Below are 22,864 nucleotides of genomic sequence, written 5' to 3' on the forward strand. Positions count from 1 at the left end.
TCGGTTCGATCCAGTCACCTTTTTACCTAGTTTCTTTCTCCCACCATTGGCTAGCTAAAGAGGTTATTTGTGCTGATTCTTCGGGAGAAATTCTTTTGAGGTGAGAGAGGACTAAATTCATTCTACCAAGCGATCGCAATTTGTCTTGATGGCGAATCAGAAAATTCCAGTAAAAGAAATTAAAAGGACAAGCTTTTTCTCCCAAGCGATCGCTTTTTTTGTATTGACAACCTTGGCAATAGTCGCTCATTTTATTGATGTAGTTAGCGGAGGCTGCATAGGGTTTAGAAGCCAGGATACCTCCATCGGCAAATTGTCCCATACCGATTACATTTGTTTGCATTACCCAGTCATAGGCATCGATAAAGGCACTATGAAACCAGTTTTCGATCTCTTGGGGAGATATACCTGCAATGAGAGCAAAATTGCTGAGAATCATCAATCTTTGGATATGATGTGCGTAACCTGTTTCTTCTATTTGGGTTAGAGTTTGACCCAAGCAATTCATTTTTGTTTTCGATCCATCCCAAAAGAATTCTGGTAAGGGTTGATGGTGATCGAACCAATTGTTTTGACTGTAGTCTTCATCTTGCAAATGATAAATACCGTGCATATATTCCCGCCATCCCATTACTTGGCGAATAAAACCTTCAACACTATTTAAAGGTAATTCTTGTTGATAATATGCCGTTTCAATTGCATCAATTACTTCCATCGGTTCGAGTAATCCCAGATTCAAATAAGGAGAAATTAAGCCATGCCACATAGTATATTCTCCCGCAAGCATGGCATCTTGATAAGTACCAAAATCAGCCAAACATTCTTCTACAAAATAAGCTAAAACCGATTGAGCTTGCTGTCTGGTAACAGCCCAATTAAAAGGCTCAATTTTGCCGTAATCAGATAAGTTTTCTTGTTTAATATATTCAATTATCTCTTGAGTAATGGCATCGGGAGTAAAAGTTAAAGGTTGGGGAGTTTTAAGTTCTTTTTTAGGTGCTTTGCGATTATCTTTATCGTAATTCCACTTTCCCCCCACGGGTTTTTGACCATCCATTAAAACATTGAATTTTTTTCTACTTTCTCGATAAAAATCTTCCATCAATAAACGCTTACGAGGTTTTGCCCAAGCAATAAATTCATCCCGATCCCATAAAAAATGGGTGTCCTCTAGAAAAGTTACCTGACAGTTTAAAGCTAAATTTTTAATTAATTGATAAAAAGGGCGATCGCAGGGAATAGTTAGCTGTAATTCTGTAATTTTATACTGCTCAATCCAGTCTTCTAATGGAGTTATAAAATCCGAAGCGATTTTATAAGTTACTTGCCAATTATCTGCTTTTAACTCTTCAGCAAAATGACGCATTGCCGACCAAACTAATACCAATTTTTGCCGATGATAAAGTCGCTGCTGAACATAATTGTTAGACTCAATAAAGATAACAGGGGTTTGCTGTTTATTATCTTGATTATTTTTCAAGCTTAACTGTTTTGTTGTCAAGCGATCGCCTAAAATCCAAATACCGACTGTCATAAACTAATAATTTTAATAGTTAATTCCTAATCATATGAACATTATAGAAAGCTTTAGAATGGCTACGGCTACTTTGGTAGCCAACAAAATGCGTAGCAGTCTGACAATGTTGGGTATTGTGATTGGCAATGCTTCGGTAATTGCTATGGTAGGAATAGGAGAAGGGGCAAAAAATCTCGCTTCAGAACAATTTGAATCTCTAGGTCCTAATGTAATCTTTGTTGGGGCGGGAACACAAGAAGAAAGACGAACCACTTTTAATACCCCACAAACCCTGGTATGGGAAGATGCGATCGCCATTAAAGAACAAGTCCCCAGTATACGGGATGTTGCCCCTCAAATCGCAGCAAATCAATTGATTACCTATCGCAATCGTAACGCTAGCGAACAGATTATCGGTACTACCCCAGAATATTTAACTGTCAGAAGTTTTGAAGTAGATAAGGGCAGGTTTTTTAGTAGTATAGATGTCAAGCGCAACCGTCGGGTAGTGGTTTTAGGTGCGGAGATCGCTGACAAGTTTTTTCCCCAACAAGATCCTCTCGGCAAAAAAATTCGCGTCAAAAATATTAATTTAGAAATAATTGGCGTTTTAAAAGCTAAAGGTGCTTTTTTGGGGCAAAACCAAGACTTAACAGTATATGTACCCCTTACCACCATGGCGAATCAAATTGTGGGTAACACATCTCCTTATGGTACTCAAGTAACCATCATTTCTATCGCAGCCAAGGACGAGGATAGCATTCGCGCAGCTAAGTTACAGATCGAAAACCTCTTGCGTCTGCGCCACAAAATTACGGGAAAAGATGACTTTAGCGTCAGTACTCAAAAAGATGTTTTACAAATCGTCGGAACAATTACTAGTGGCTTAACGGTATTGCTGGCTGCGATCGCAGGTATTTCCTTACTAGTAGGAGGTATTGGGGTGATGAATATCATGCTAGTAGCAGTATCCGAAAGAACCAAAGAAATCGGTTTGCGCAAGGCAATTGGGGCAAAAGAAGGCGATATTTTGTGGCAATTTCTCATTGAAGCTACTATCCTTTCTGCTGCGGGGGGTGCAGTCGGTACGGTAGTGGGAGTTACGGGTATTATAATCGTCGGGGCATTATCTCCCCTTGCACCTACAATATCCCCTGTAGCTATTGTATTAGCCGTCGGAGTCTCTGGAGCTATCGGTCTTTCTTTTGGGGTATTTCCTGCTAAAGCAGCAGCAAAATTAGATCCTATTGTGGCATTAAGAAGTATTTAAAAAGCGTTATTTCAGGCGATCGATATATCTCTAAAAATGTCAAGGGATCGATTACTTGTTAGTATAATCGCACTAATAATCTATCTACTGTTATATTTCTTCAATTTCGTTTGTATTCTTCTAATAACTGAGGAAGATAGTCATAGCCATCGACGCTAATTAAACTGATAATTTGCGATCGCCCTTGTCCCAGAATTCGTTTAAATTCCTCTTCTCCTACTTGTCCTTGTAAAATCGACAGCAATCCCGCCACCTGTCGCCATTCAATGGAATTGATTTGATGCAATAGATACATTCCCAGACTGCCATAGGTAATAGCAGCAGCGCGATCTTCGATGCCATAGTGAGCTTCTGCTAGATAAGAGTAGCTTAAACCCTGAAGATAGACATCTCGGGAATATCGAGCTAATTCTGCCCCTTTTTCCAAAGCTGCGATCGCCGTAGTAGGTTGTTCTAAAGATACGTAGGCAATGCCCAAACTAGTATAACCAAAAGATTGACTTTGCCAGTCTTTTTGTTTGCTGGCTAATTCTACTCCTTGTTCGAGATAGCGAATGGCTTCAGTATAGTTTTCTAGATCGATACTTTCTAACTGTCGCGCTGCAAACACCTGGGCATAGCCTAAGTTAACCGAGGCATTGGCTTCTCCTAGTTTATTTCCTACTTGTCGGGCTGCAATTAAGGCTCGTTGACTATAGTTAATTGCCTCATTATAATTTTTAAGGTTAACATTGGCGCGACTGAGATGATTGAGATTGGCGATTTCACAAGCAAAATCATTGGCTTCGATAGCGATTTCCAGAGCTTCCTCATGAAAAGCCACGGCTTTTTCGTACGCACCGATAGTTCTTTGAGAATAGCCTAGTAAAGTCATAATACGGGCTTTTTCTTCCGTTCCCTCTATTTGTTTTAAGGGTTCGTCAAAATAGTCGAGAGTATCTTGTAAATATTCCCCAGAGAAATCGGCAAACACGCCACTATATAAAGGAAAATCTTCTCGTTGAGCGAAGGCTCGTAAGATTTGTAGCATTACCAAAAAACAACCGTCTGCTAAAGCTGGATGGATATCGACAAATACCTGCCATAGTTCCCCCCAAATAGAAGCAAAAGTGAGCATCGTACTATAGGATAACTCTTTGCCAAACTTAGAATCGTAGGGCTGTTTGTCGTACCAATTGACTAAACCTCGTTCTAAATATTGCAAGACAATGGCTAACTCTACCCAAGCTCTCAGTTCTAGATTACTCGCTATTTGGGCAAAAATTCTGGCTGACTGTTGTTGAGATAGAGTGAGAAATAACTGTTTTAATAAAGGACTAGATACTTTCTTTGACCATACTCGCCAAGGGTTGGGTTTTTCTGCACCAAAGCCTGAAAAGTTGCTAGCAGTGCCATACATCCAGCTTACCAAGTCTCCTTCAAGGGCAGTAAAAGACTTCAAGCCTTCAGTAATACCCAGAGACAATTGTCGCCAATCTTGAGCCAAATTAACGTCTTCTTGGCTCATTGCAGCATTTTTAAAACTTTCTGCTAGTTTATTTAATTCATCAAAACTCAAGGGTTCATCTTGGTTGGGATCGATCGCATCGACAATTGCCAAAAAGTAATCTTCAGGCTCGACAGCTAAAATATCTTGAGCGATTTCGTTAATATCAGCATCAACTTGATTTTCTGCTTGCCAACGCAACCATTGCTTTTCGATGGTTTCTAATGCTCTAAGCACTCGTGCTGCTTTTAGCTTAGTATCTAATTGTGCTGTGGTTGTTTCGATTCTTTGATTGAGACAGCGTTCTAATATTTCTCCCGTACCAATCTCAATATTTTCCAAGAGCATCCTGTAAACTCGCTCAAAGGAGCTTATTTTTCCTTGCAGAGTGAGTTCGACAATTTGGTCAATTAGAGCAAAATAGCGATCGCTTAAAGATTCAGACACGCACAGTATATTAGTAGAGGAAAAAATTATTATACCGTTTATAGGACTGGGGATTGAGAACCATTAACTAATGACACGCCCTAATAACTAATGACTAAAATAACCACAGACAAGATTAAACTATACATTGTCGATCGCGATGCTATTTTTCGTTTGGGTTTGCGTACTGCGATCGCGCAATATGATAATTTTACTATTGTCGGCGAAGGTAGCATTGATAATGATACTTTCCGCGAATTGACTCAAGGATTGGTTTTAAATGTTTTAGTAATTGGTATTAGTCAGACAGATCCCTCCGAATTGAGCAGTCTAGAATTTTGCCAACAATTTAGGGAGTTATATCCTCAGTTACCCATATTTCTCTTAACTCCCAATAATTTATCTCCCCGACACCTAGCCAGAATCAAAAGATGGGGTATTCGGGGTTGTTGCGATCGCACTGCCAGCATTCATACCGTCATGGAAGCCTTGTATACGGTGGCATATGGTAATGTATACTGGCAAAATAATGCTGTTCCTCGTAAGTTATGGCAAAAGGCTTTAGGACGTATCAGTCAGCCAGGAAGAATAGAATTAGAAGAGACTTTGCAAAGGATTAATACTCGACTAACCAATCGCGATTTGTCTGACTGGGAACGAGTATTTTTGATTGGTAGAAAGCGAGAATTATTAACTGCCCGTTGGTTATCCAATCGTTTGGTAGCCCAAGAAATTGTTTTGGATGAAAATAGTACAACAGCTATTGAATCTTCTCGTCAAGGAGAGCTTGTTGTCAGTAATGCTACAGAATTAGTGTCTTTACCAGTATTTGCTGATTCTGTTAATAAAAAGATTTTTGAACGAGTAGTTATTGATATTCAATTGGGATTGGTTAATCGGACTTCTACATCACTTGAAATTGATATTCTCCAGCATCAAATTCAAAAAAAATTGTGTCATTTGATTGTAAAACGTCTGAGCGAAACTATCGAAATGATTCCTGTTGCTAATACTTTAGATCGAAATTATACAGATTATTTAAAATCTCTTTGGTCGTGGACTATTGGTATGTTTTTTACCCAATATTACGGCGAACTAACTATTGAAGAAGAACAAGAATTAACAATTCTTCTAGAGCAAAATTTTATTGCAGTCGATCTTAATATTTTTAATTATATATATGGCGTGCCTGAATTATTTGAATATCTACAAGGACAACCAGGCTTTACTTTAGATAATGTCGATCGCAAATCTGACGATCCAGAGGCGATCGCTCGAATTGAATTTCTCTTACATAATCTAATTATTAATTTGGCAAACTCCGTAATACAGGTGATATTAAACAACTTTTATGACGTAGAAAAACTAAAATACCAACTATATAAACCAGAATATAAAAGCGATCGCGAAATAGCTCGTTTCCGCAATCAACTCTCTTGGAAATATCGCCAAGAAAAATACTTTAGTCATCCCCAAAATATCTTTGAAAGTCGCCATCAATTATATATTTTAGATGGCGGTAAAATCAGAAAATCATATGTTTATGCCCCTCGTAAAGCAGAACTAGAACAACTAACAGGAATTCCTTGGCTAACGACTATTGCGATCGAACTTCGCGATGCGATCTCGCCTCTAGTACGCAAGTTTATTGCTCTTGCTGGTAATGGAGTAGTGTTTGTCTTAACCCAAGTAATTGGTAAAGGGTTGGGCTTAATTGGGAAGGGTATTATTCAGGGAATTGGCAGTACGATCAAAGATATTAATCATAAATAATAAATATAATTACCCTAATTCGATTGCGCTTGCTTGCACCAGGCTGTTGGGCAACTTTCTCGTAGATGAACTCATCTAGATATTGTTTGATTTTGCTAAAGGCTGATTATGAAAGTTAGGATATTTGGCATCAATTTGACTAGCTTGTTGGGCTATTTTGTCAAAGTTTCTCTCTGCTTGTTCTACTTCTTGATAAATATCGTTGGGATCGATCAGATGAGTTTGACGGGGCTTTTTACCTATTTCTTTAAGAACTAAACCAAGAGGAATATTAATCTCATCTTGAAGCTTGAGATAGCGAGCAAATATAGGTGCAAAAGCTCCAAGTACCGAACCGATACCACTTCGGGGTTGATACCAACCAATATAAGCCAGTCCTTTATAGTCATCGAGGAAAGAGTCGCCATAGCATTGCACCACCGAACCTTTAACCCTTTGGAGTTCTGGGGGCAAAAAGGGATAAGCTACATAATAGCCCGTGGCACAGACAATTAAATCGAACTCATCTCGACTACCGTCGGTAAATTCTACTGATTTACCATCGAGGCGATGCACTCCTGGTTTATAAATAATTCTGCCGTGTTTGATATAGTACGGAACTTCATTATTAATGGTGGGATGCCTATCATAAATCCTATGTTTGGGTTTGGGCATACCATAGGTTTCGTGTTGACCAAAAGTGAGACGAATTAAGATATACGTCATCAGCCGTTGATACCAAGCGGGAGTTTTGCCTTTTTTGCCCAAATCCGCTACAGGGATACCCATAAAAGTCTTGGGAATAAACCATACGGAGTCTCGCATACTCAAGGTACATTTTGACCCCACACGGGCAGCTTCTGACGCAATATCGCAAGCTGAGTTTCCCCCACCAATTACTAAGACTTTTTTATTTTGGAGTTGTTGAGGTTTTTTATAATCTTTGGAATGAATTATTTCCCCGTCGAATTTTCCCTCAAATTCGGGGAAACGCTTGCACCAGTGATGACCGTTGCACATCACTACCCCTTTATAAAGTCGTTCCTCTCCATTGTCAAAGCTTACCTGCCAAAGATTATCTTCTACGGGTAAAACCCTAACTACTTGGCGATTTAATTCGACGTGCGATCGCAAGTCAAAATGTTCGGCAAAACTATGAATATAATCCCGCATATTTTCTCGACTGGGAAAGTCTGGATAACTTTCTGGCATCGGAAAACAACTAAATTCTGTCACCTTACGGGAAGAGATAATATGAGCAGTTTCATAAACTCCATGATGCCAATTGCCACCAAGATCGTCACTAGCATCAACTTGATCGTATGCTATACCACCTTCTTTGAGAGCTTGAGCCATACCAAGCCCAACAAAACCAGCCCCAATAATTAACTGCTTGTGAATTGTATTCGACGGGTTGCGCTTGCGCTCGGAATTACTCATGCAGATTGTTGTTAGTTTAGAGGAAAGCGATCGCTCATCAAGTCGTATAGTTTGGGCAAATATTGCTTGAGGAGATAGATACTATTTGCCATTCTATCGGGAAATACGTGCAGTTTGTTTTTCTCAATAGCTTTGATGGTAGTTTCCATCACCTTTGCAGGATCGGTGGCTATATCTTCGAGAGAACCCTTTCTCATTTCGGCTAGAGTACCAAAACTTTCTGACTGAAGGATCGGAGTCTTACTAAAAAAGGGATAAACTGCCGTAACTTTGACATTATAGGGCTTGAGTTCGTTAAACAATCCTTCACTAAAACCCCGCAAGCCAAACTTGCTAGAACAATAGTGCGCCATTCCTCCAGGGGCTACCCAACCCGCCAAAGAGGATATATTAACAATATGTCCTTGGCGTCGTTCGATCATTTCAGCCATAAATAAAGAACTCAACCGCATCGGTGTCATTAAATTAACCTGCATCAACCTTTCCCATTTGTCGACGGGAACTTCATCCATGCGACCGAACAAACCAATTCCCGCATTGTTAATGAGAATATCTACAGGAGTGTCTAAAACTTTAACGCGATCGCATAAAGCCTGACAACCTTCTCGACTGGAAAGATCGCTTTCAATACAAGCAATTATTTTACCCGTAGTTATTTCGCTGCTTATTGCTGCTGCACAATCATCCAAAGTAGCTTGACTAAGATCGCTCAAAATCACCTGACTACCAGCCTGTAATAACTGTCTTGTAAGTTCTCTTCCAAAGCCTCCTGCTGCCCCTGTAATCACTGTTACGGCATTGTTTAATTCAGTCATGCGATTGTTGGTTATTGATTATTCAATAATAGATGTTTGTTGGATCTGGGCAAAATAAGGCTGAAAAGCAGTAATATGTATTCTGGTCTTCGAGAATTGTACTAGTATTTTGTGGTGAAGCAATTAGAACTGGATTATTCTTTCGGTGAAACAGAATCTCTTGATCGACAATACTTACAAAACACAGCCTTACCTAATTTCAAGTTTATCGATCTATTTGCAGGTATTGGTGGATTTCATTTAGCGATGCACGAATTAGGTGGAGAATGTGTATTTGCCTCAGAAATGGATCGCTATGCAAGATCAACTTATATCCACAACTTTAGTAAAATTTCGCCACAACTTTTCGAGGGAGATTATTTTAATGAAGATATAAGAAAAGTCGTGCCAGAAGAAATTCCTGATTTTGACTTGCTGTGTGCGGGTTTTCCCTGTCAGCCCTTCAGTCAGGCAGGTTATAAAAGAGGGTTTAATGACGTTCATAATTCCGAACGTGGCAATTTATTTTTTAATATTGCTGAAATTATCGCAACCAAAAAACCAAAAGCTTATTTTTTAGAAAATGTTAGAGGCTTAATTAATCACGATCACGGTCAAACTTTTAAACTCATACGCAAAATTTTAGAGCAAGATCTTGGCTATTCTTTGTATTATCAAATAGTCAAAGCTTCTGATTATGGTTTACCTCAGTTAAGACCTAGAGTATTTATTATTGGTTTTCGCGATGAGTCTAGTTTAAAAACTTTTGGGTTTCCTCCTAAAAAACCTTTAAAATTCAACATGAGTGATGTTTGGGGTGGTTTATGTTCTAGAGAAATAGGTTTTACTTTAAGAGTAGGCGGACGTGGTTCGCCTATTAATGATCGCCGTAATTGGGATTCATATTTAGTTGATGGAGTGGTCAGGCAATTGACTTATATTCAAGCAAGAAAAATGCAAGGATTTCCCGATAGTTTTGAATTTCCCGTAAGTCCCACTCAAGCAATTAAGCAACTGGGAAATAGTGTTGCAGTAGATGCAGTTAAAGCAGTTGCTTGGAATGTTATTTCTTATATGAATAGTTTGAAAAATAGGCAACCCAACATGAAACCACAAAAAAATAAAGGGGAATGGTCGGAATTATTAGCTTTTGTCAGAACTTTGGCAGAACAAAAAATTATACTTTCAGATGCCAATTTACAAGCTACAAAAAATTGTTTTAAAGTTAACAAGGTAACATCTCAGAATATCGAACTAGATTTTTTATTGGTCGATAAAGATAAACTAGAAATAGTAAATAGTCAGACAGGTCAAACTAAAGTTTTGGCAATTAGTTCTTTGATCGATGAAAAGGTATTAAACGATCTAACTATAGCTATTAAAAATGGCAGGCGTACTTTTTCCATACCAAAATTTGAAATTATTCAAAATGCTTTGGGTTTAACAGTTGTAAAATTGGGTAATAGTTACCAAAAAGCAGATATCATTCTCGATATTGAAAATGAAAAGATAAGTAAAATTAATGAAGGTTTTGGTATTAAATCTTATTTAGGTGGTAAACCAACATTGTTTAATGCCTCTGGCAATACTAATTTTATTTTTAAGATTGAAAATCTAGGTAAAGATAAAATAGATCAAATTAATAGTATCAAGACTAGAGCTAAATTAACTGATCGCATTAAAGAGATCGAAAAATATGGAGGAAAGTTTAAATATATTGCTCCTGAAAAGAAAACCTTAGAATACAATCTAAAAATGGTCGATCTAGCAATGCCAAGAATTATCGGTAGTATTTTACTTGCTTTCTACAAAAATAGAATATCTGCTATTTCAAAAATTGTCGATTATATCCACGAAAATACCGAGCTTCAAAAGACAATTCAATATGAAGATAAAGATTGGCTGATACACAAAGTTAAGCAGTTATTAGTCGATATTTTACTCGGATTTTTTCCAGGTAGTGAATGGGACGGTAATTATAATGCTAAAGGCACTATTATAGTTAAAGAGACGGGAAAACAAGTTGTTTTTCATATTATCGATATAGAAAGTTTAAAATCCTACTTGTTCAATAATATAAGATTAGATACTCCATCCACTACACGACACAGATACGGTAAATTGATTTTAGAAAGCGATCAAAACCTGTACTTTAAACTAAATTTACAATTGAGATTCCAATAATATTCAATCGTTAACGAACTTTAGGCGACCGCAACATTCCCCAAAGCAATAAGATCCAAGGCAATTTTAGATTAGGAATTAACTTGGCATATTTCCTACCACTATACCCTTAAAAGCGGTAACGTGAAGCTTGAGGAAAAAAACAAATTCCCATCTGTGAGTAATTCATAATTGGTTTATCGTTTAGTAGTCAAGTCGGAACAAATCGAAGGGGATTTAATTAGTTTAGATCCTCAACAATTGCACTATCTATTGCGAGTGTTACGCTTAGAAAATGGCGATCGCTTTATTGCTTTAGATGGTGTGGGTAATTCTTGGATGGCAGAAATTGCGGATCAATCGGCAAACATTATCGAATCCATTGATATTAAAACAGAATTACCAGTATTTCTCAGCTTAATTACCGCTTTACCCAAAGGTAGCGGTTACGAACAAATTGTGCGTTGTTGTACGGAGTTGGGAGTAAGTAATTTTATTCCCGCAATCAGCGATCGCACTATCCTCAAACCCAGTAATAACAAAGTGCAACGCTGGCGTAAAATTGCCATAGAAGCAGCCGAACAATCAGAAAGACAGATCGTACCGACTATTTTAGATCCTCTTAAGTTTACTGCTGCCCTCGATCGCATTCAACCAAACCAAGATAGATATATCTGCATCGCACGGGGAGACATCCCTAGCCTCTGGAATTGTTTGCAAAATAGCAAGGCAACATCAATTGTCATTGCTACGGGGTGTGAAGGGGGATGGACAGATTTAGAAGTGGAAAAAGCGATCGCTTTGGGGTTAGAGCCTGTGTCTTTGGGAAATCGCATTTTACGTGCCGTTACCGCGCCTATTGTAGTGAGTTCTTTGGTATCGGCAATATGCGCAAGTAATTAGTAATAAATTATTATTATGAGATCGCTTTGTCCACTGACTGGATTTATGATTACTTACGTACTATATTATTAGTGTATTACTGGTGACAATTTTCGTCTTTTCTGTTAGACAAGAAGTCTGATTAACTGAGAAAAATTAAACTTCACGAGATCGCCCAATTACCCAGCTACCCCAAAATTTCCGCCTAAAGACGGAGGTTAAGAATTTTAAATCGAGGTAGTATTTTACTTTAATTATTTTTACTTATATTTATTCAATTTTCATTACAAGTAAGTTGTATTACTTGTAAAATTAAGCAATGACTACTATTAATCAACCCCCCAACCCCGAACCAGAGAAGTCTAATCCTTTCAAGTGGTTGGTAAGCAAATTAAAAGCTTCGCCCAAAAAAACAGCGAGTGGCATAGTTGCGATCGCAGCTTTGGGTAGTTTAGGTTATTGGGGGCTTGATGTCTTAGTTAAAAAGAAATTACCGCCGTTTCTAGAAACTCAGATCAGCAAATTTGTTGAACGCCCGATCGATCTGGGAGAGGTTGAGGGGTTTTCTCTGTCGGGGATTGAATTTGGCAAGACGGTAATTCCTCCTACGGCTACAGATCCCGATAAGGTATCTCTTGAAGGGGTTAAAGTCGGGTTTAATCTTTTGCCTGTCTTATTTAGGCGTACTCTTCCTCTCGATGTTACTTTAACTCAACCCGATATTTATTTGGAACAGGAACGGGATGGGGAATGGATTAATTTAGATTTTTTAGCTAGCGATGAAGAGAAAAAAGATCCTTTATTATATTTTGATGTCGATATTGATGTCGATCGAGCCGATATTACCGCCGTACCCTACGAACAAAACCCCCTCAAAGCCCAAGTAGATGGTAGGGGTAGGTTTAATCAAAAAGAAGAATTACTCGAATACGATCTCGATGCGGGTATCGAAGAGGCGAAAGCTTCTGTTAAAGGCAATACCGCCCTCCAGACTGGTACTACCGATACTAAATTATTGGTAGAAGATTTAGCTTTAACCGATGTCGCAACCCTTTTACCGATTCCTGTCGAAATAGGTACGGGAAAACTTAATGCAGAGTTAGATATTAAGATCCCTTCCTGGGATAAAATTACCGCAGCCAATATTCGAGGGGAGGTAAATCTGCAAAATGTTACGGGAGAAGTTACCGACTTAGATACCCCCATTAGTGCCGAGTCTAAACTAAATTTTAGCGATCGCAATGCGGAAATTGAACAAACTCAAGCTACCTTTGGCGATATTACGGCACAGGTAGACGGACAAGTTAATTTAGATAGCGGTTATGATGTAGAAGCGGTAGTCTTACCTTTTCAGATAGCTAGTTTACCTCCTGCCTTAATCGAACAATTACCCGTACCCGTAGCGGGGGAAGTAGAAGCCCAGGTTAAGCTGCGCGGGGCAATTAAAGAACCCAAGTTAACGGGAAATATTAATAATACTCAGACGATAACCCTAGATAAAACCCAATTTAAACGAGTTAATGCTGACTTTCGGGCAGATTTGGCTAAAGTTGTTCTAGAAAATGTGCAGATAGATCCTGTAGCGGGGGGAAGTATTCTGGCAGAAGGAACAATTGAAACTAATATCCAACAGGCTTTAAGTAGAGATAGCCCGATTAGTATTAACAATATGCCTTTGGCATTTAGTTTTAAAGCAGATCTACCGACTCAAGAGTTAGTCGCGCCTTATTATGAATTACCTCAAGATGTCACAGTCGGCAATCTTGACGCGCGGGGACAAATTGACGGTACGGTGAATAACCCCAAAGCAATTGTTAAATGGGATCTAGCAGAAGCAAATGCCCCCAACTTAGAAGATATTGCAGGTTCGGGTACGGCTATCTTTGCTAATAATAATTTGTCTTTGCAGGATACGACTATTACCTACGGAGATGGCAAAGCAGATCTCATAGCAGATGCTAATTTATCAACCAAACAATGGCAAGCAGATATCAATGCTAATTCCCTTAACCTGACTCCCTTTCTGGCTCAAGTTAATAACCCCAACCTGAACTTAAATCGCCCTCTCTCAGTAGAGACAGCTAAAATCAATTTAAACGGCAAACTCGATCGATTAGATCCAGAAAAAATTCGGGGTACTGCGGATCTCAATCTTAATGTAGATGGTGGAGATGTTGCGGTTAATAGTCAGTTGAACAACGGCAATATTGTAGCCAAAGCAGTTACCAATAATATTGCGATCGATAATTTTGTCCCTAGTCTTCCTGTCTCGACAAAATTGCAGTCAGGCACAATTAACGCTTCGGGTAAATTAAAGCAGCTATTAGAAATTCCCAATAATGGCAACGTAGACAGCCTCAAAGTAGATGTCGATCTTAACTTGACTGTAGATGGTGAAGCCGTAGCAGTTAACAGTCAGATTGATTCGGGTATAGTGCAAGCCAATGCCAATACCAGCCAAATAAACCTCAATCGAGTCGCGCCCAATTTACCAATTCCTGCCAACTTGCGATCGAGTAAAGTTACCGCTTCGGCAGAATTACAACAGCTATTAGCTTTTAGTGAAAATCCCAATCTCAGTACGGTAGATGCCACCCTAGATGCCGACTTAGATGTAGCAGCAGGAACGATCAAAGCGATCGCCAGTCTAGATAATAATCAATGGCAAGCTAATCTTAATGCCAATAATATTAGTTCTCAATTGTTGTTAGATAAGTTTGCACCAGAAAATTTAGCTGCCATCCCCACAGACAATATTAACGCCCAGGCAGATCTAACAGGGGATATCAATCCGCTACTTAATAACAATAACCAGCTTAATGTTCCCATTACCGTAAACCAACTAGCAGTTAATTCTGGCGAACAAAGGATTAATGCTAAAGGTAATTTAACCTTAACCGATGTTACCAATAACTTAGATGTCACCAATACAGATTTAGATGTTGCTGCAAATATAGATTTCGATCGCCTTCCCATCAAAGAAATACTGACTGTTACGACTCAAGACAATCAGTTAATAGCGGAAAGCGTCAATATCAAAGGTAAGGCAGTGTTTGACGGGCAATTTAACGGCAAACAGCTACTGTCAGCCCCCAGCAACCCCGAAAACATCAATTTAACAGGAGACTTAAGCTTACAAAATTTTGCCTTTAACGATATTGTCTTCGATCCAGCAATGGCGGGAAATGTTACCGTGCAACCAGGCAAGGAAATCGCCCTCAATCTTCAAGGAAAGCAGGATGTAATTGCAGCTACTGCCGTACCCTGTACCGAAAGTGATTGCAAACTACCTTACCTGCCTAATAATTTAGAATTTCGTCAGGGAGAAAATACCGACAATCCCATTATTGCTACGGGAAATCGTAATGGCGATAAATTCTCTTTAGATATCAAGAACTTTCCCCTGGCACTCCTCAACATCGCCCCCGCTAAATCCGCAGGAATTGAAGGGAAGTTGGCTGGTACGACTACGGGGAATGTCGATCTCGATCTCTATACCCTGGCAGCCGAGGGAGATATCGCGATTAATAATCCTGGGGTGGGCTATATCCAAGCAGATAACCTCAAGGCTGATTTTAACTACGATCCTGTTAATAATATCGCCGAACTGACTAGTTCTTCTTTAAATTTGGGGGATAGTGAATACAATCTCAATGCAGCCTTAAATTTAGAATCGGGACAAATTGATGGGAAATTAAATATCCCCGAAGCCTATATTCAAGACATTTTAACCACATTTCGCTGGTTCACCATTGAAGACGTTACCAACCTATTTAATATTGCCGATTATGCCGATCCCAATGCAGTAAAACCAGCACCAGAAAAAGATCTAGTTGATCGCACTATCGCCCGCAAACTAAACCAATTACGGATTGTCAATCGCAAAATTCAAGCCAATGCTGCTGCTAAAGAAAAAGGCAATATCCCCAGCGAGTTAGATGTTGAAGGCAAATATACAGGTGAAATTATTATTGGCGGAACAATTCAAACACCCGAAGCTGACTTTCAAGTAGAAGGTAACGATTGGCAATGGCAACCCACCCAAGCTTATCCCAATATTGTACCGCCCTTGGGTTTGGTAATCGAAGAATCGCAATATATCAGCATTCCCAAACTACTAGTTAAAGGAAAACTACAAGGTACAGAAGTCGATCTGGCTAAAGCCGAATTACAAGTACAAGAAGCTGCAATGTCGTTACGGGGTAAACTCTCTCCCGAACAATTTAATACTAAATTTGCTGTGGCTAATTTAACTATCGATAATATTGCCAACTTCGTGGATATTCCTGTAGATCTAGCGGGGGAAATAAACACCGTTGGTACTCTTAAAGGAACAATCGAAAAACCCGAACTGGCAGGAAAAATTGCCTTTACTGAAGGGGCGTTTAATGGCAATATCTTACCCGCAGAAATAGCAGGAAATTATGACTATGATGGTACTAGATTGGGTTTTGATACTACTGCCCCAGATTCTATTCGAGTAGAGGCTAGCGTACCCTATCCCATTATCCCAGGAAAAAGCGATCGCTTTACAGCCAAAGCCGATTTAGATAAAGAAGCTTTTGTTTTTCTCGATGCCTTTAGTCAAAATTATTTAAACTGGATTGGTGGCGGAGGCGATGCTAATTTAGAAGCCAAAGCTCGTTTGGACTTAGATAGAGAGGGTATAATCTACGATCTCGATGCAGATGGCGTAATTAACCTAGAAAATGCCAATATAGGCGTCGAAACACCATTTTTCTCCGAAAAATTTATCGGTACGGGCAAAATTACCCTCAAGAATCAAATCATCAATGTGGAAACTCTAGACGGTATCTTTGCCGAGAAAGATTTATCGGTTACGGGAAAATTACCGATTCTCAAGGAAGTAAAAAGCTTAGACAAACCCCTCTCTATCGATCTTCCTCCAGGGGAAATCGACATCAAAAAACTATATAAAGGAGGAGTAGAAGGCAAAGTAACTGTTACGGGGGCATCTTTAAAGCCCGTAATTGGTGGTAAAGTTAACCTCGAAAACGGTAAAATCTCTATTCCCAAAACCGAAAAACCCGAAGAAGATGCAATCAAAATTGCCCCAACTAAAACCCAAATTCCCCAATTAACTGCAAGTACAACCAATAATAAAAAAGCAGTTGCTAAAGCTTCGGGTACAAAATCAACTACGGCGTCTTCTTCCTTTGTCACCGCCCTTGATAATTTACAAATCAACCTTAAAGAATTTAAGCTAGAACAAGCTCCTCTTTATAAATTTCAATTAGACGGGGGGTTGACTCTCAACGGTACTGTAGACGAACCGCGCAACATCATACCCAAGGGTACGTTACAGTTAACCACAGCGGACGTTAACTTGTTTAGCAACAGCTTTGAGTTAGCCCGCAATCTCGAAAATACTATTGTTTTCACCCCTGAAGCTGGAGTATTCAATCCGACTCTTTACGCCGTTTTAGAAACTGAGGTTGAAGACTTTGAGGAAGAAGCCCAATCCAATAGCCTGTTTTCAGCAGAATCTAACTCCAATGAGATAGACGATCCTATTACCAATACCAATAATAGTGAAACCATTCAAATTAATTTGGCTATTGATGGACAAGCAGAAGAAATATTGCCCAACTTAGCCCAAACAAGCACTAACTGCAATATTCGCCCTAATGACTCGCCTTTATTAGAAAATAGTAAATACTATTCTCAAACAGAATTAAATCGATTGACACAGTGTTTTAACGAAGCTTCTTTATCAGGTATAAATAGTCGAGAGCTAATCGATTCGACTGCAGTACAATTAACCAGTACTCCCTCTCTAGATCGAGGAGAAATAGTCGGTTTATTAAGCAACAAGTTTCTAGCTTTTGCCGAAAACACCATTTCAGGAGGGGGGGGAGAAGGCTTGAGTCAATCGAGACTGTTTGATATAGGGGTACAAAGATTTATAGTTTCACCCATTATCGATCGCGCAGTCTATCAAGTAGAAGATACTACGGTTGCCTGGGGAAAAAAAGTAGGCTTGCATTACTTCACCGTATATCCCAATGTCGAAGGAACATATGAAATCAACAAAAAATCATCTCTAAGATTTACCTATGACTACAACATATTGGCTAATGTATCCGACGTATTTGATGATGATACAACAACCAACAACGAAATTCGAGTCCTTTATGAGCTTAATTTCAAATAAACTCCTTCCTCTTCAATTTAATTACGCCTATCTACTAATTACTATTCCTAGCTTTCAAGTGGAATGATTATAATGTCCATTAGCTAACAGTTTTTATTGTTCTTTAATGCAGCTAAAAATTTCTTTGTCTCCTCGTAAAATTATTCGCTATTTAACAATTGGAGTAATTTTCTTTACTCTAGTGAGTGTAGGGATTCAAATTTGCAAGTATAGTTATGGCTATCGTGCAGACTGGATGCAACTGTTTAATGTAGACAGAGAATTAAACTTTCCTACTTGGTATTCAGCATTAACGATCGCTTTTTGTGCGATTTTACTGAGAATTATTGCAGCGGGTAAAAAACAACAAGGCGATCGCTATACTAAAGATTGGCAACTATTATCGCTGATTTTCTGGTTTATGGCGATCGACGAAGTATTGAGTATTCACGAAATTTTAATTATTCCCGAAATAAGCAACGCCCTTAATTTGCCTTGGTTTTTACATTCGATGTGGGTAATTCCTGGGACAATTTTTGTTATTTGGTTTATCCGACGCTACAGTAAATTTACCAGTAACTTACCCTATATATCCCGTAAACACTTCTTTTTGGCAGCTTCTTGTTATATTGGGGGAGCGTTATTGATGGAAATGGTTGGTAGCTACATAGCAGAAGCCCAAGGACAACAAAATTTAGTCTATGCTTTAACTGCTACCGTCGAAGAAGCAATGGAAATGAGTGGAATTGTTATTTTTGTTTATGGCTTACTTTGTTATCTACGTCAGTGGGCAGATAAGTTCGATCTAGAAATAACTATATTAAATAAATAAATCACCTCATACTTGAGCGCGATCGCAATCGATTTTTAATTTTCCCATGGTTATACAGCTAAATGGCTTTACCGATTACTCAAAAAATACTGCGTTGTCGTCGAACAGTGAAATTTTGAGATAAAACATTCCAAGGGGAGATGTGCCAATAGTCGATATGGGAGGCGACTAAATTATCTTCGCTGATTTCTAATTCACTCCATCCAGGAATTGAGATAAGAGGTTTCCAGGGTAAAGGAGAATTCATGTTAAGCGTCCATTCGGTTTGAATTTTTGTTCCTTCTTGGGTGATGTTATGGACTTCCATTTTAATTTTGCTAAAGAAGCTACTCAAAAACCCAATCATCTCTCGATATTTTTTGACTCCTCTAAATTCATTTAAAGGATCTTTAAAGTAAACATCTTCTGCATAGATCTCAAAAGTTTGATTGTCAGGAAATCTTTGATAATCTTGTTTTAAAATTTCTACTAAATCTTTCTGTTCATTGTTCATTATTATTATTTTTCGTCTTTATATTTATATTTATTATTTCAAATAAATCTTACGAGTTTGAGAATCCAGAGAAATCCAACCCAAATCTTGTAAGCGAGTAGTTAGATTAGAAATAGTTACTCCCAACTCTTCCGCCATTTTATATAAATGTTGCCATTTAGTTATATCTTTGTCTTTTTTTAATTCGGTTAATATATGTTGTGGCATCAACAAACATCCTGCAAAGTATTGTGCTTGCCATTCAATTCTAGCCAAATTGCTACTGCGACAAAGAAAAGGCTTTACTCGCACATCAATACCTTTTTGTTTTAGCCTAATATAGCTTTCAACCTTTTGCGTATCAATATGTAAGATCCAATGTCCAATTTCATGAGCAATAGTAGACTCGCCAAAACCTCCTCTCAGCTTGGGAATATTGTCGTTAATTTCAATTAGTTTTGCTAGGGGTAAAATTCTAGCAGCTACAATTCCTTTCTCGTCTTCAGGAATAGTATCCCAAACAATATCCAAATCTAAAAATTCGGCAATAATGCTAGCATCAACGGGTAATTGAGGTTCGTTATTTGATTCTGCCATTTTTAACCAAATATCCAAAGCACGAGCTTCTATATCTAGTTTAGAAATAAATTGAAAAGGACGAAAAACGCTCACTCCTGACTAACTCCCAAGTTTTAGCTATCTCGATCTGAAGCTTCGCGAAATACTCGTTGGGCAAATTCAGGATTTTCTCGCATCCGACGAAATAAAGCGGGCATATCTTTATAGTGTTGCTTGAGTAAATCTTCTTCTTGATGGGGAATTCTTCCCGCCAAAAAAATCAATTCTTCTTCATTTAATTTTAAATGCTTTGCCAAACCACGGATAACTTCTTCCTTGGGTGCATAATCTGCTCGATTATTTTCTAGTTTAGATAAATAAGTAAAATCTATCTTGAGTAATTTGGCTAATTCTCTTTGAGAAAATTTTCGATCTTTTCGGGCTTGACGAATTAATTTACCAAAATCGTTGTCCACGTTTATTATTCCTTATAATTGAGCTATTTACTTACATCTTAGTTTAGCTTGAATAAACAATCAACAAAAAGAGTTGAGAAATACATTTTCTTTGATTTAGGATCGACAATATCGATTATATTTACCCTCATGTTGTGTATTATCAACGTTATAAATATCCTCGAACTCCTCATCTAAGCTTTTCTCCTGGGGTAGGAGGAGACGATCTCAAACTCGATCGCAATGACTTATTCGAGAATTGTCAGGTAGTCGTTACAGAAAAGCTAGACGTTGGAATCAAGATAATTATTGTTTGAGTTGGGCGGATACTCAAGAATAGGCAAAAATTTGGAACTTAGAAATACCAAATGTAATTTATCGAGGTTTATGGGATGAAGCTAAAATAAAAGCGATCGCAAGTAGTTTGGGTAAAGATATTTGTGAAGGTTTTGTGGTTAGAAAAATGGAACAATTTCGCTATAATGATTTTGCTCTCAATATGCCTAAATGGGTTCGCCCTCATCACGTTAAAACTGACGAGCATTGGATGTATCGAGAAGTTGTTCTTAATCAGTTATTAGCAAACAGTGAAGATTGAAGATTGGTAATTAATAGTTTGGGTGTTCGTAGTTATCTATTTTCAACAAGGGTCTGTTAGATAGTATCCTAGATATGTATGAAAGCTCATTACTGGGGAAACGAAAAATTCGTTATTTGCATTGATAATACATAAGATTTGAATGATAGCTGTTTTAGGATAATGTAATTTTGATTAGTCCAGATAATATAAATATTAAAGCTTATTGTTGTCAAAATTCCAAGATTAATTTATCGATGTATTAGAAAACACAATAATAATCTTTGTATTTGACTTTTTGTTGCCTTGATGGTAAAAAAAATCTTGTAGATAAAAGTCCAACTTTAGCAATGATTATAGCAAAACTTATTTGTCAAAACCAGAGCTTTCTGAAACTAAGAATTATTTAATAATCTTGCAAAATTCTTAATAGAATAGCTGGCGTACAATTATCTTTTACAATACATTTATTTTCTTTATTTATTTGTTTTATAATGCAAAATGATTCAAGTAAGCAGTTGATTTTAATTGATAAATCGGAAACATTAAAATTAATTCAAAAAGCTAGTCATACTACATCAATAATCCTAGATTTTGATGAAACATTATTTTTAAGAAATTCTACGGCTGAATATTTGAATAGTTTACGTCCTCGTTTATTGGGCTTGCTTTTAATCAAGACTTTAAGTCTCATCAAACCTTGGTTTTGGCTACCAAAACCTTTTCAAGGAAGTAAGGTCAAAGACTGGTTTCTGGTAACTATCCCAACATTACTATTACCTTGGACAATATTTTTATGGCAAATAAAAGCTCAGAAATTAGCTGAAAAATATAGTAATAAAGAACTGATAGATGCTATCAAAAAAAATTCCGAGTCTCCTGTAGTAATTGCCACTTTAGGCTTTAATTTTATCATTAATCCGATTCTCAAATATATGTTTATTAGACATAATATAGAGATAGGTTGTCGTTTTTGGCAGGGTGCAAAAGATCGCAGTAAAGGTAAACTTTTGATGCTTCGGGAACAACTATCTGAATCTTCGATTAAATCTGCAATTCTTGTGACAGATTCCTTAGATGATAAACCCTTACTCGATCTAGTAGAAAAGCCTTGTTTAATTATTTGGTCTTTGGCTAAATATATTCCACCATTAAAAGATGTTTATTTACCATTTTTCTATCTAAAAAAAGTAAAGCGAGTTGGAGAAAAATACATCTTAAAGGTAATTCTTTGGGATGATTTACCTATTCTTCTACTTGCCTTTTCTTGGCAGGCAATCAATCCAACTTTACATGGTATAAGTATTTTATTTTTACTAGTTTCGTTTTGGTGTGTATACGAATTAGGATATTATGAAAACGATCGCGTAGCTGAAAAATACGAAGAAAAGCCAAAACTATCAATTACATATCATCTCTATAAACAAATGATGACAACCTGGTATCCCTTATTTTGGTCGTTATTATTTGGTGTAATTGGAATTACTTTATTAAATAAAGCGCAAGGAGTACAACTACTATTTAGTAGCCAGGTAATCGAAACTTACATTGTATCTTCAAATCCTATTTTAGCAACTTGCTTGTATTGGTTTGGATTGTTATTTTTATCAAGATTATGTTTTTGGGTTTATAACCATCTAAACAAACATACTCGCACTTGGCTGTACCTTTTGCTTCAATCCTTCCGCTACTATGGATTTTTGGCAGTTACTTCTACCAATCCCATTGGTACGAGTCTTTTATCCAGTCATGTCCTTTCTCGCAGCGTACTTTATGTCGTTTATCGCTACTCTGGAGGAGATGTGGATCATTGGCCAAAACAAGTACCAGAAAAACTCTTACGGTGGTTAATTTTTATATTTTTATTGAGTGCGATCGCTTTAGGTAGTCAAAGTTTAGAATTATGGCAAAACTGGCAAACCTGGACAATTATGGCTTGGTGTTTGATTCAAGGACAAGGACAGATTAGAAGAATGCTATCTGAAGTCAAGCCAGTATTTAAAGATGGTTCAAACCGCGTTAAACCAGCTACTCAATAAAGGTTTTCATGTTCGATCTAAGGTCGAGCTATGATTGAATAGTGTAAA

At 37.8% G+C, this 22,864-nt stretch carries 16 protein-coding genes; 9 read left to right on the top strand and 7 right to left on the bottom strand.

The annotated features are described in order from the left end of the window. Positions 1 to 22: 22 nt before the first annotated feature. Positions 23 to 1,534, bottom strand: coding sequence for a cryptochrome/photolyase family protein (locus I4641_RS04990; RefSeq protein ID WP_229639369.1), 1,512 nt, complete (start codon positions 1,532 to 1,534; stop codon positions 23 to 25). 34 nt (positions 1,535 to 1,568) lie between these two features. On the opposite strand from I4641_RS04990, the gene I4641_RS04995 reads away from it, so the two are divergent. Beyond that, positions 1,569 to 2,786, top strand: a complete 1,218-nt coding sequence (locus I4641_RS04995) for an ABC transporter permease (protein WP_229639370.1) — start codon at positions 1,569 to 1,571, stop codon at positions 2,784 to 2,786. A gap of 100 nt (positions 2,787 to 2,886) precedes the next feature. Here I4641_RS04995 and I4641_RS05000 read toward each other — a convergent pair whose 3' ends face one another. Beyond that, positions 2,887 to 4,719: a tetratricopeptide repeat protein gene (locus tag I4641_RS05000; RefSeq protein WP_229639371.1), complete on the bottom strand. Its 1,833-nt coding sequence runs from the start codon at positions 4,717 to 4,719 to the stop codon at positions 2,887 to 2,889. 90 nt (positions 4,720 to 4,809) lie between these two features. Between I4641_RS05000 and I4641_RS05005 the strand changes: the two genes are divergently transcribed. Beyond that, on the top strand, positions 4,810 to 6,471 hold the full coding sequence (locus I4641_RS05005) for a DUF3685 domain-containing protein (RefSeq protein WP_229639372.1): 1,662 nt from the start codon (positions 4,810 to 4,812) through the stop codon (positions 6,469 to 6,471). A 75-nt stretch (positions 6,472 to 6,546) separates the two neighbouring features. Here I4641_RS05005 and I4641_RS05010 read toward each other — a convergent pair whose 3' ends face one another. Together I4641_RS05010 and I4641_RS05015 are read right to left on the bottom strand one after the other, a co-directional pair. Then, positions 6,547 to 7,890, bottom strand: a complete 1,344-nt coding sequence (locus I4641_RS05010; protein ID WP_229639373.1) for a flavin-containing monooxygenase — start codon at positions 7,888 to 7,890, stop codon at positions 6,547 to 6,549. Between the two features lie 11 nt (positions 7,891 to 7,901). After that, complete coding sequence (locus tag I4641_RS05015; protein ID WP_229639374.1) at positions 7,902 to 8,705, bottom strand: SDR family NAD(P)-dependent oxidoreductase; 804 nt, start codon at positions 8,703 to 8,705, stop codon at positions 7,902 to 7,904. A gap of 114 nt (positions 8,706 to 8,819) precedes the next feature. Between I4641_RS05015 and I4641_RS05020 the strand changes: the two genes are divergently transcribed. From I4641_RS05020 to I4641_RS05035, 4 genes are all read left to right on the top strand, one after another. Further along, positions 8,820 to 10,868 (top strand): DNA cytosine methyltransferase, encoded by a 2,049-nt coding sequence (locus I4641_RS05020; protein ID WP_229639375.1) that lies wholly within the window; start codon positions 8,820 to 8,822, stop codon positions 10,866 to 10,868. A 171-nt stretch (positions 10,869 to 11,039) separates the two neighbouring features. After that, a complete protein-coding gene (locus I4641_RS05025; protein WP_229639376.1) occupies positions 11,040 to 11,750 on the top strand; it encodes a 16S rRNA (uracil(1498)-N(3))-methyltransferase in 711 nt (236 codons plus the stop codon). A 298-nt stretch (positions 11,751 to 12,048) separates the two neighbouring features. Then, positions 12,049 to 17,904 (top strand): translocation/assembly module TamB domain-containing protein, encoded by a 5,856-nt coding sequence (locus tag I4641_RS05030; protein ID WP_229639377.1) that lies wholly within the window; start codon positions 12,049 to 12,051, stop codon positions 17,902 to 17,904. Between the two features lie 106 nt (positions 17,905 to 18,010). Beyond that, positions 18,011 to 18,715: a DUF8692 domain-containing protein gene (locus tag I4641_RS05035; protein WP_229639378.1), complete on the top strand. Its 705-nt coding sequence runs from the start codon at positions 18,011 to 18,013 to the stop codon at positions 18,713 to 18,715. A gap of 79 nt (positions 18,716 to 18,794) precedes the next feature. Here I4641_RS05035 and I4641_RS05040 read toward each other — a convergent pair whose 3' ends face one another. The 3 genes from I4641_RS05040 to I4641_RS05050 are packed head-to-tail and all read right to left on the bottom strand — an operon-like array spanning position 18,795 to position 20,221. Then, on the bottom strand, positions 18,795 to 19,208 hold the full coding sequence (locus I4641_RS05040; protein WP_229639379.1) for a C6orf136 family protein: 414 nt from the start codon (positions 19,206 to 19,208) through the stop codon (positions 18,795 to 18,797). Positions 19,209 to 19,241: 33 nt separating this feature from the next. Further along, complete coding sequence (locus tag I4641_RS05045) at positions 19,242 to 19,859, bottom strand: ImmA/IrrE family metallo-endopeptidase (protein ID WP_229639380.1); 618 nt, start codon at positions 19,857 to 19,859, stop codon at positions 19,242 to 19,244. Positions 19,860 to 19,879: 20 nt separating this feature from the next. After that, entirely contained in the window at positions 19,880 to 20,221 is a 342-nt protein-coding gene (locus I4641_RS05050; protein WP_229639381.1) for a helix-turn-helix domain-containing protein, read from the bottom strand. A gap of 134 nt (positions 20,222 to 20,355) precedes the next feature. Between I4641_RS05050 and I4641_RS05055 the strand changes: the two genes are divergently transcribed. The 3 genes from I4641_RS05055 (at position 20,356) to I4641_RS05065 (ending at position 22,816) form a co-directional block, all read left to right on the top strand. After that, entirely contained in the window at positions 20,356 to 20,517 is a 162-nt protein-coding gene (locus I4641_RS05055) for a hypothetical protein (RefSeq protein ID WP_229639382.1), read from the top strand. Positions 20,518 to 20,624: 107 nt separating this feature from the next. Continuing rightward, complete coding sequence (locus I4641_RS05060; RefSeq protein WP_229639383.1) at positions 20,625 to 20,798, top strand: hypothetical protein; 174 nt, start codon at positions 20,625 to 20,627, stop codon at positions 20,796 to 20,798. A 473-nt stretch (positions 20,799 to 21,271) separates the two neighbouring features. Next, on the top strand, positions 21,272 to 22,816 hold the full coding sequence (locus tag I4641_RS05065; protein WP_229639384.1) for a hypothetical protein: 1,545 nt from the start codon (positions 21,272 to 21,274) through the stop codon (positions 22,814 to 22,816). Positions 22,817 to 22,864 lie beyond the last annotated feature (48 nt).

Source organism: Waterburya agarophytonicola KI4 (genome assembly GCF_020640915.1).
Classification (GTDB): Bacteria; Cyanobacteriota; Cyanobacteriia; order Cyanobacteriales; family Xenococcaceae; genus Waterburya; species Waterburya agarophytonicola.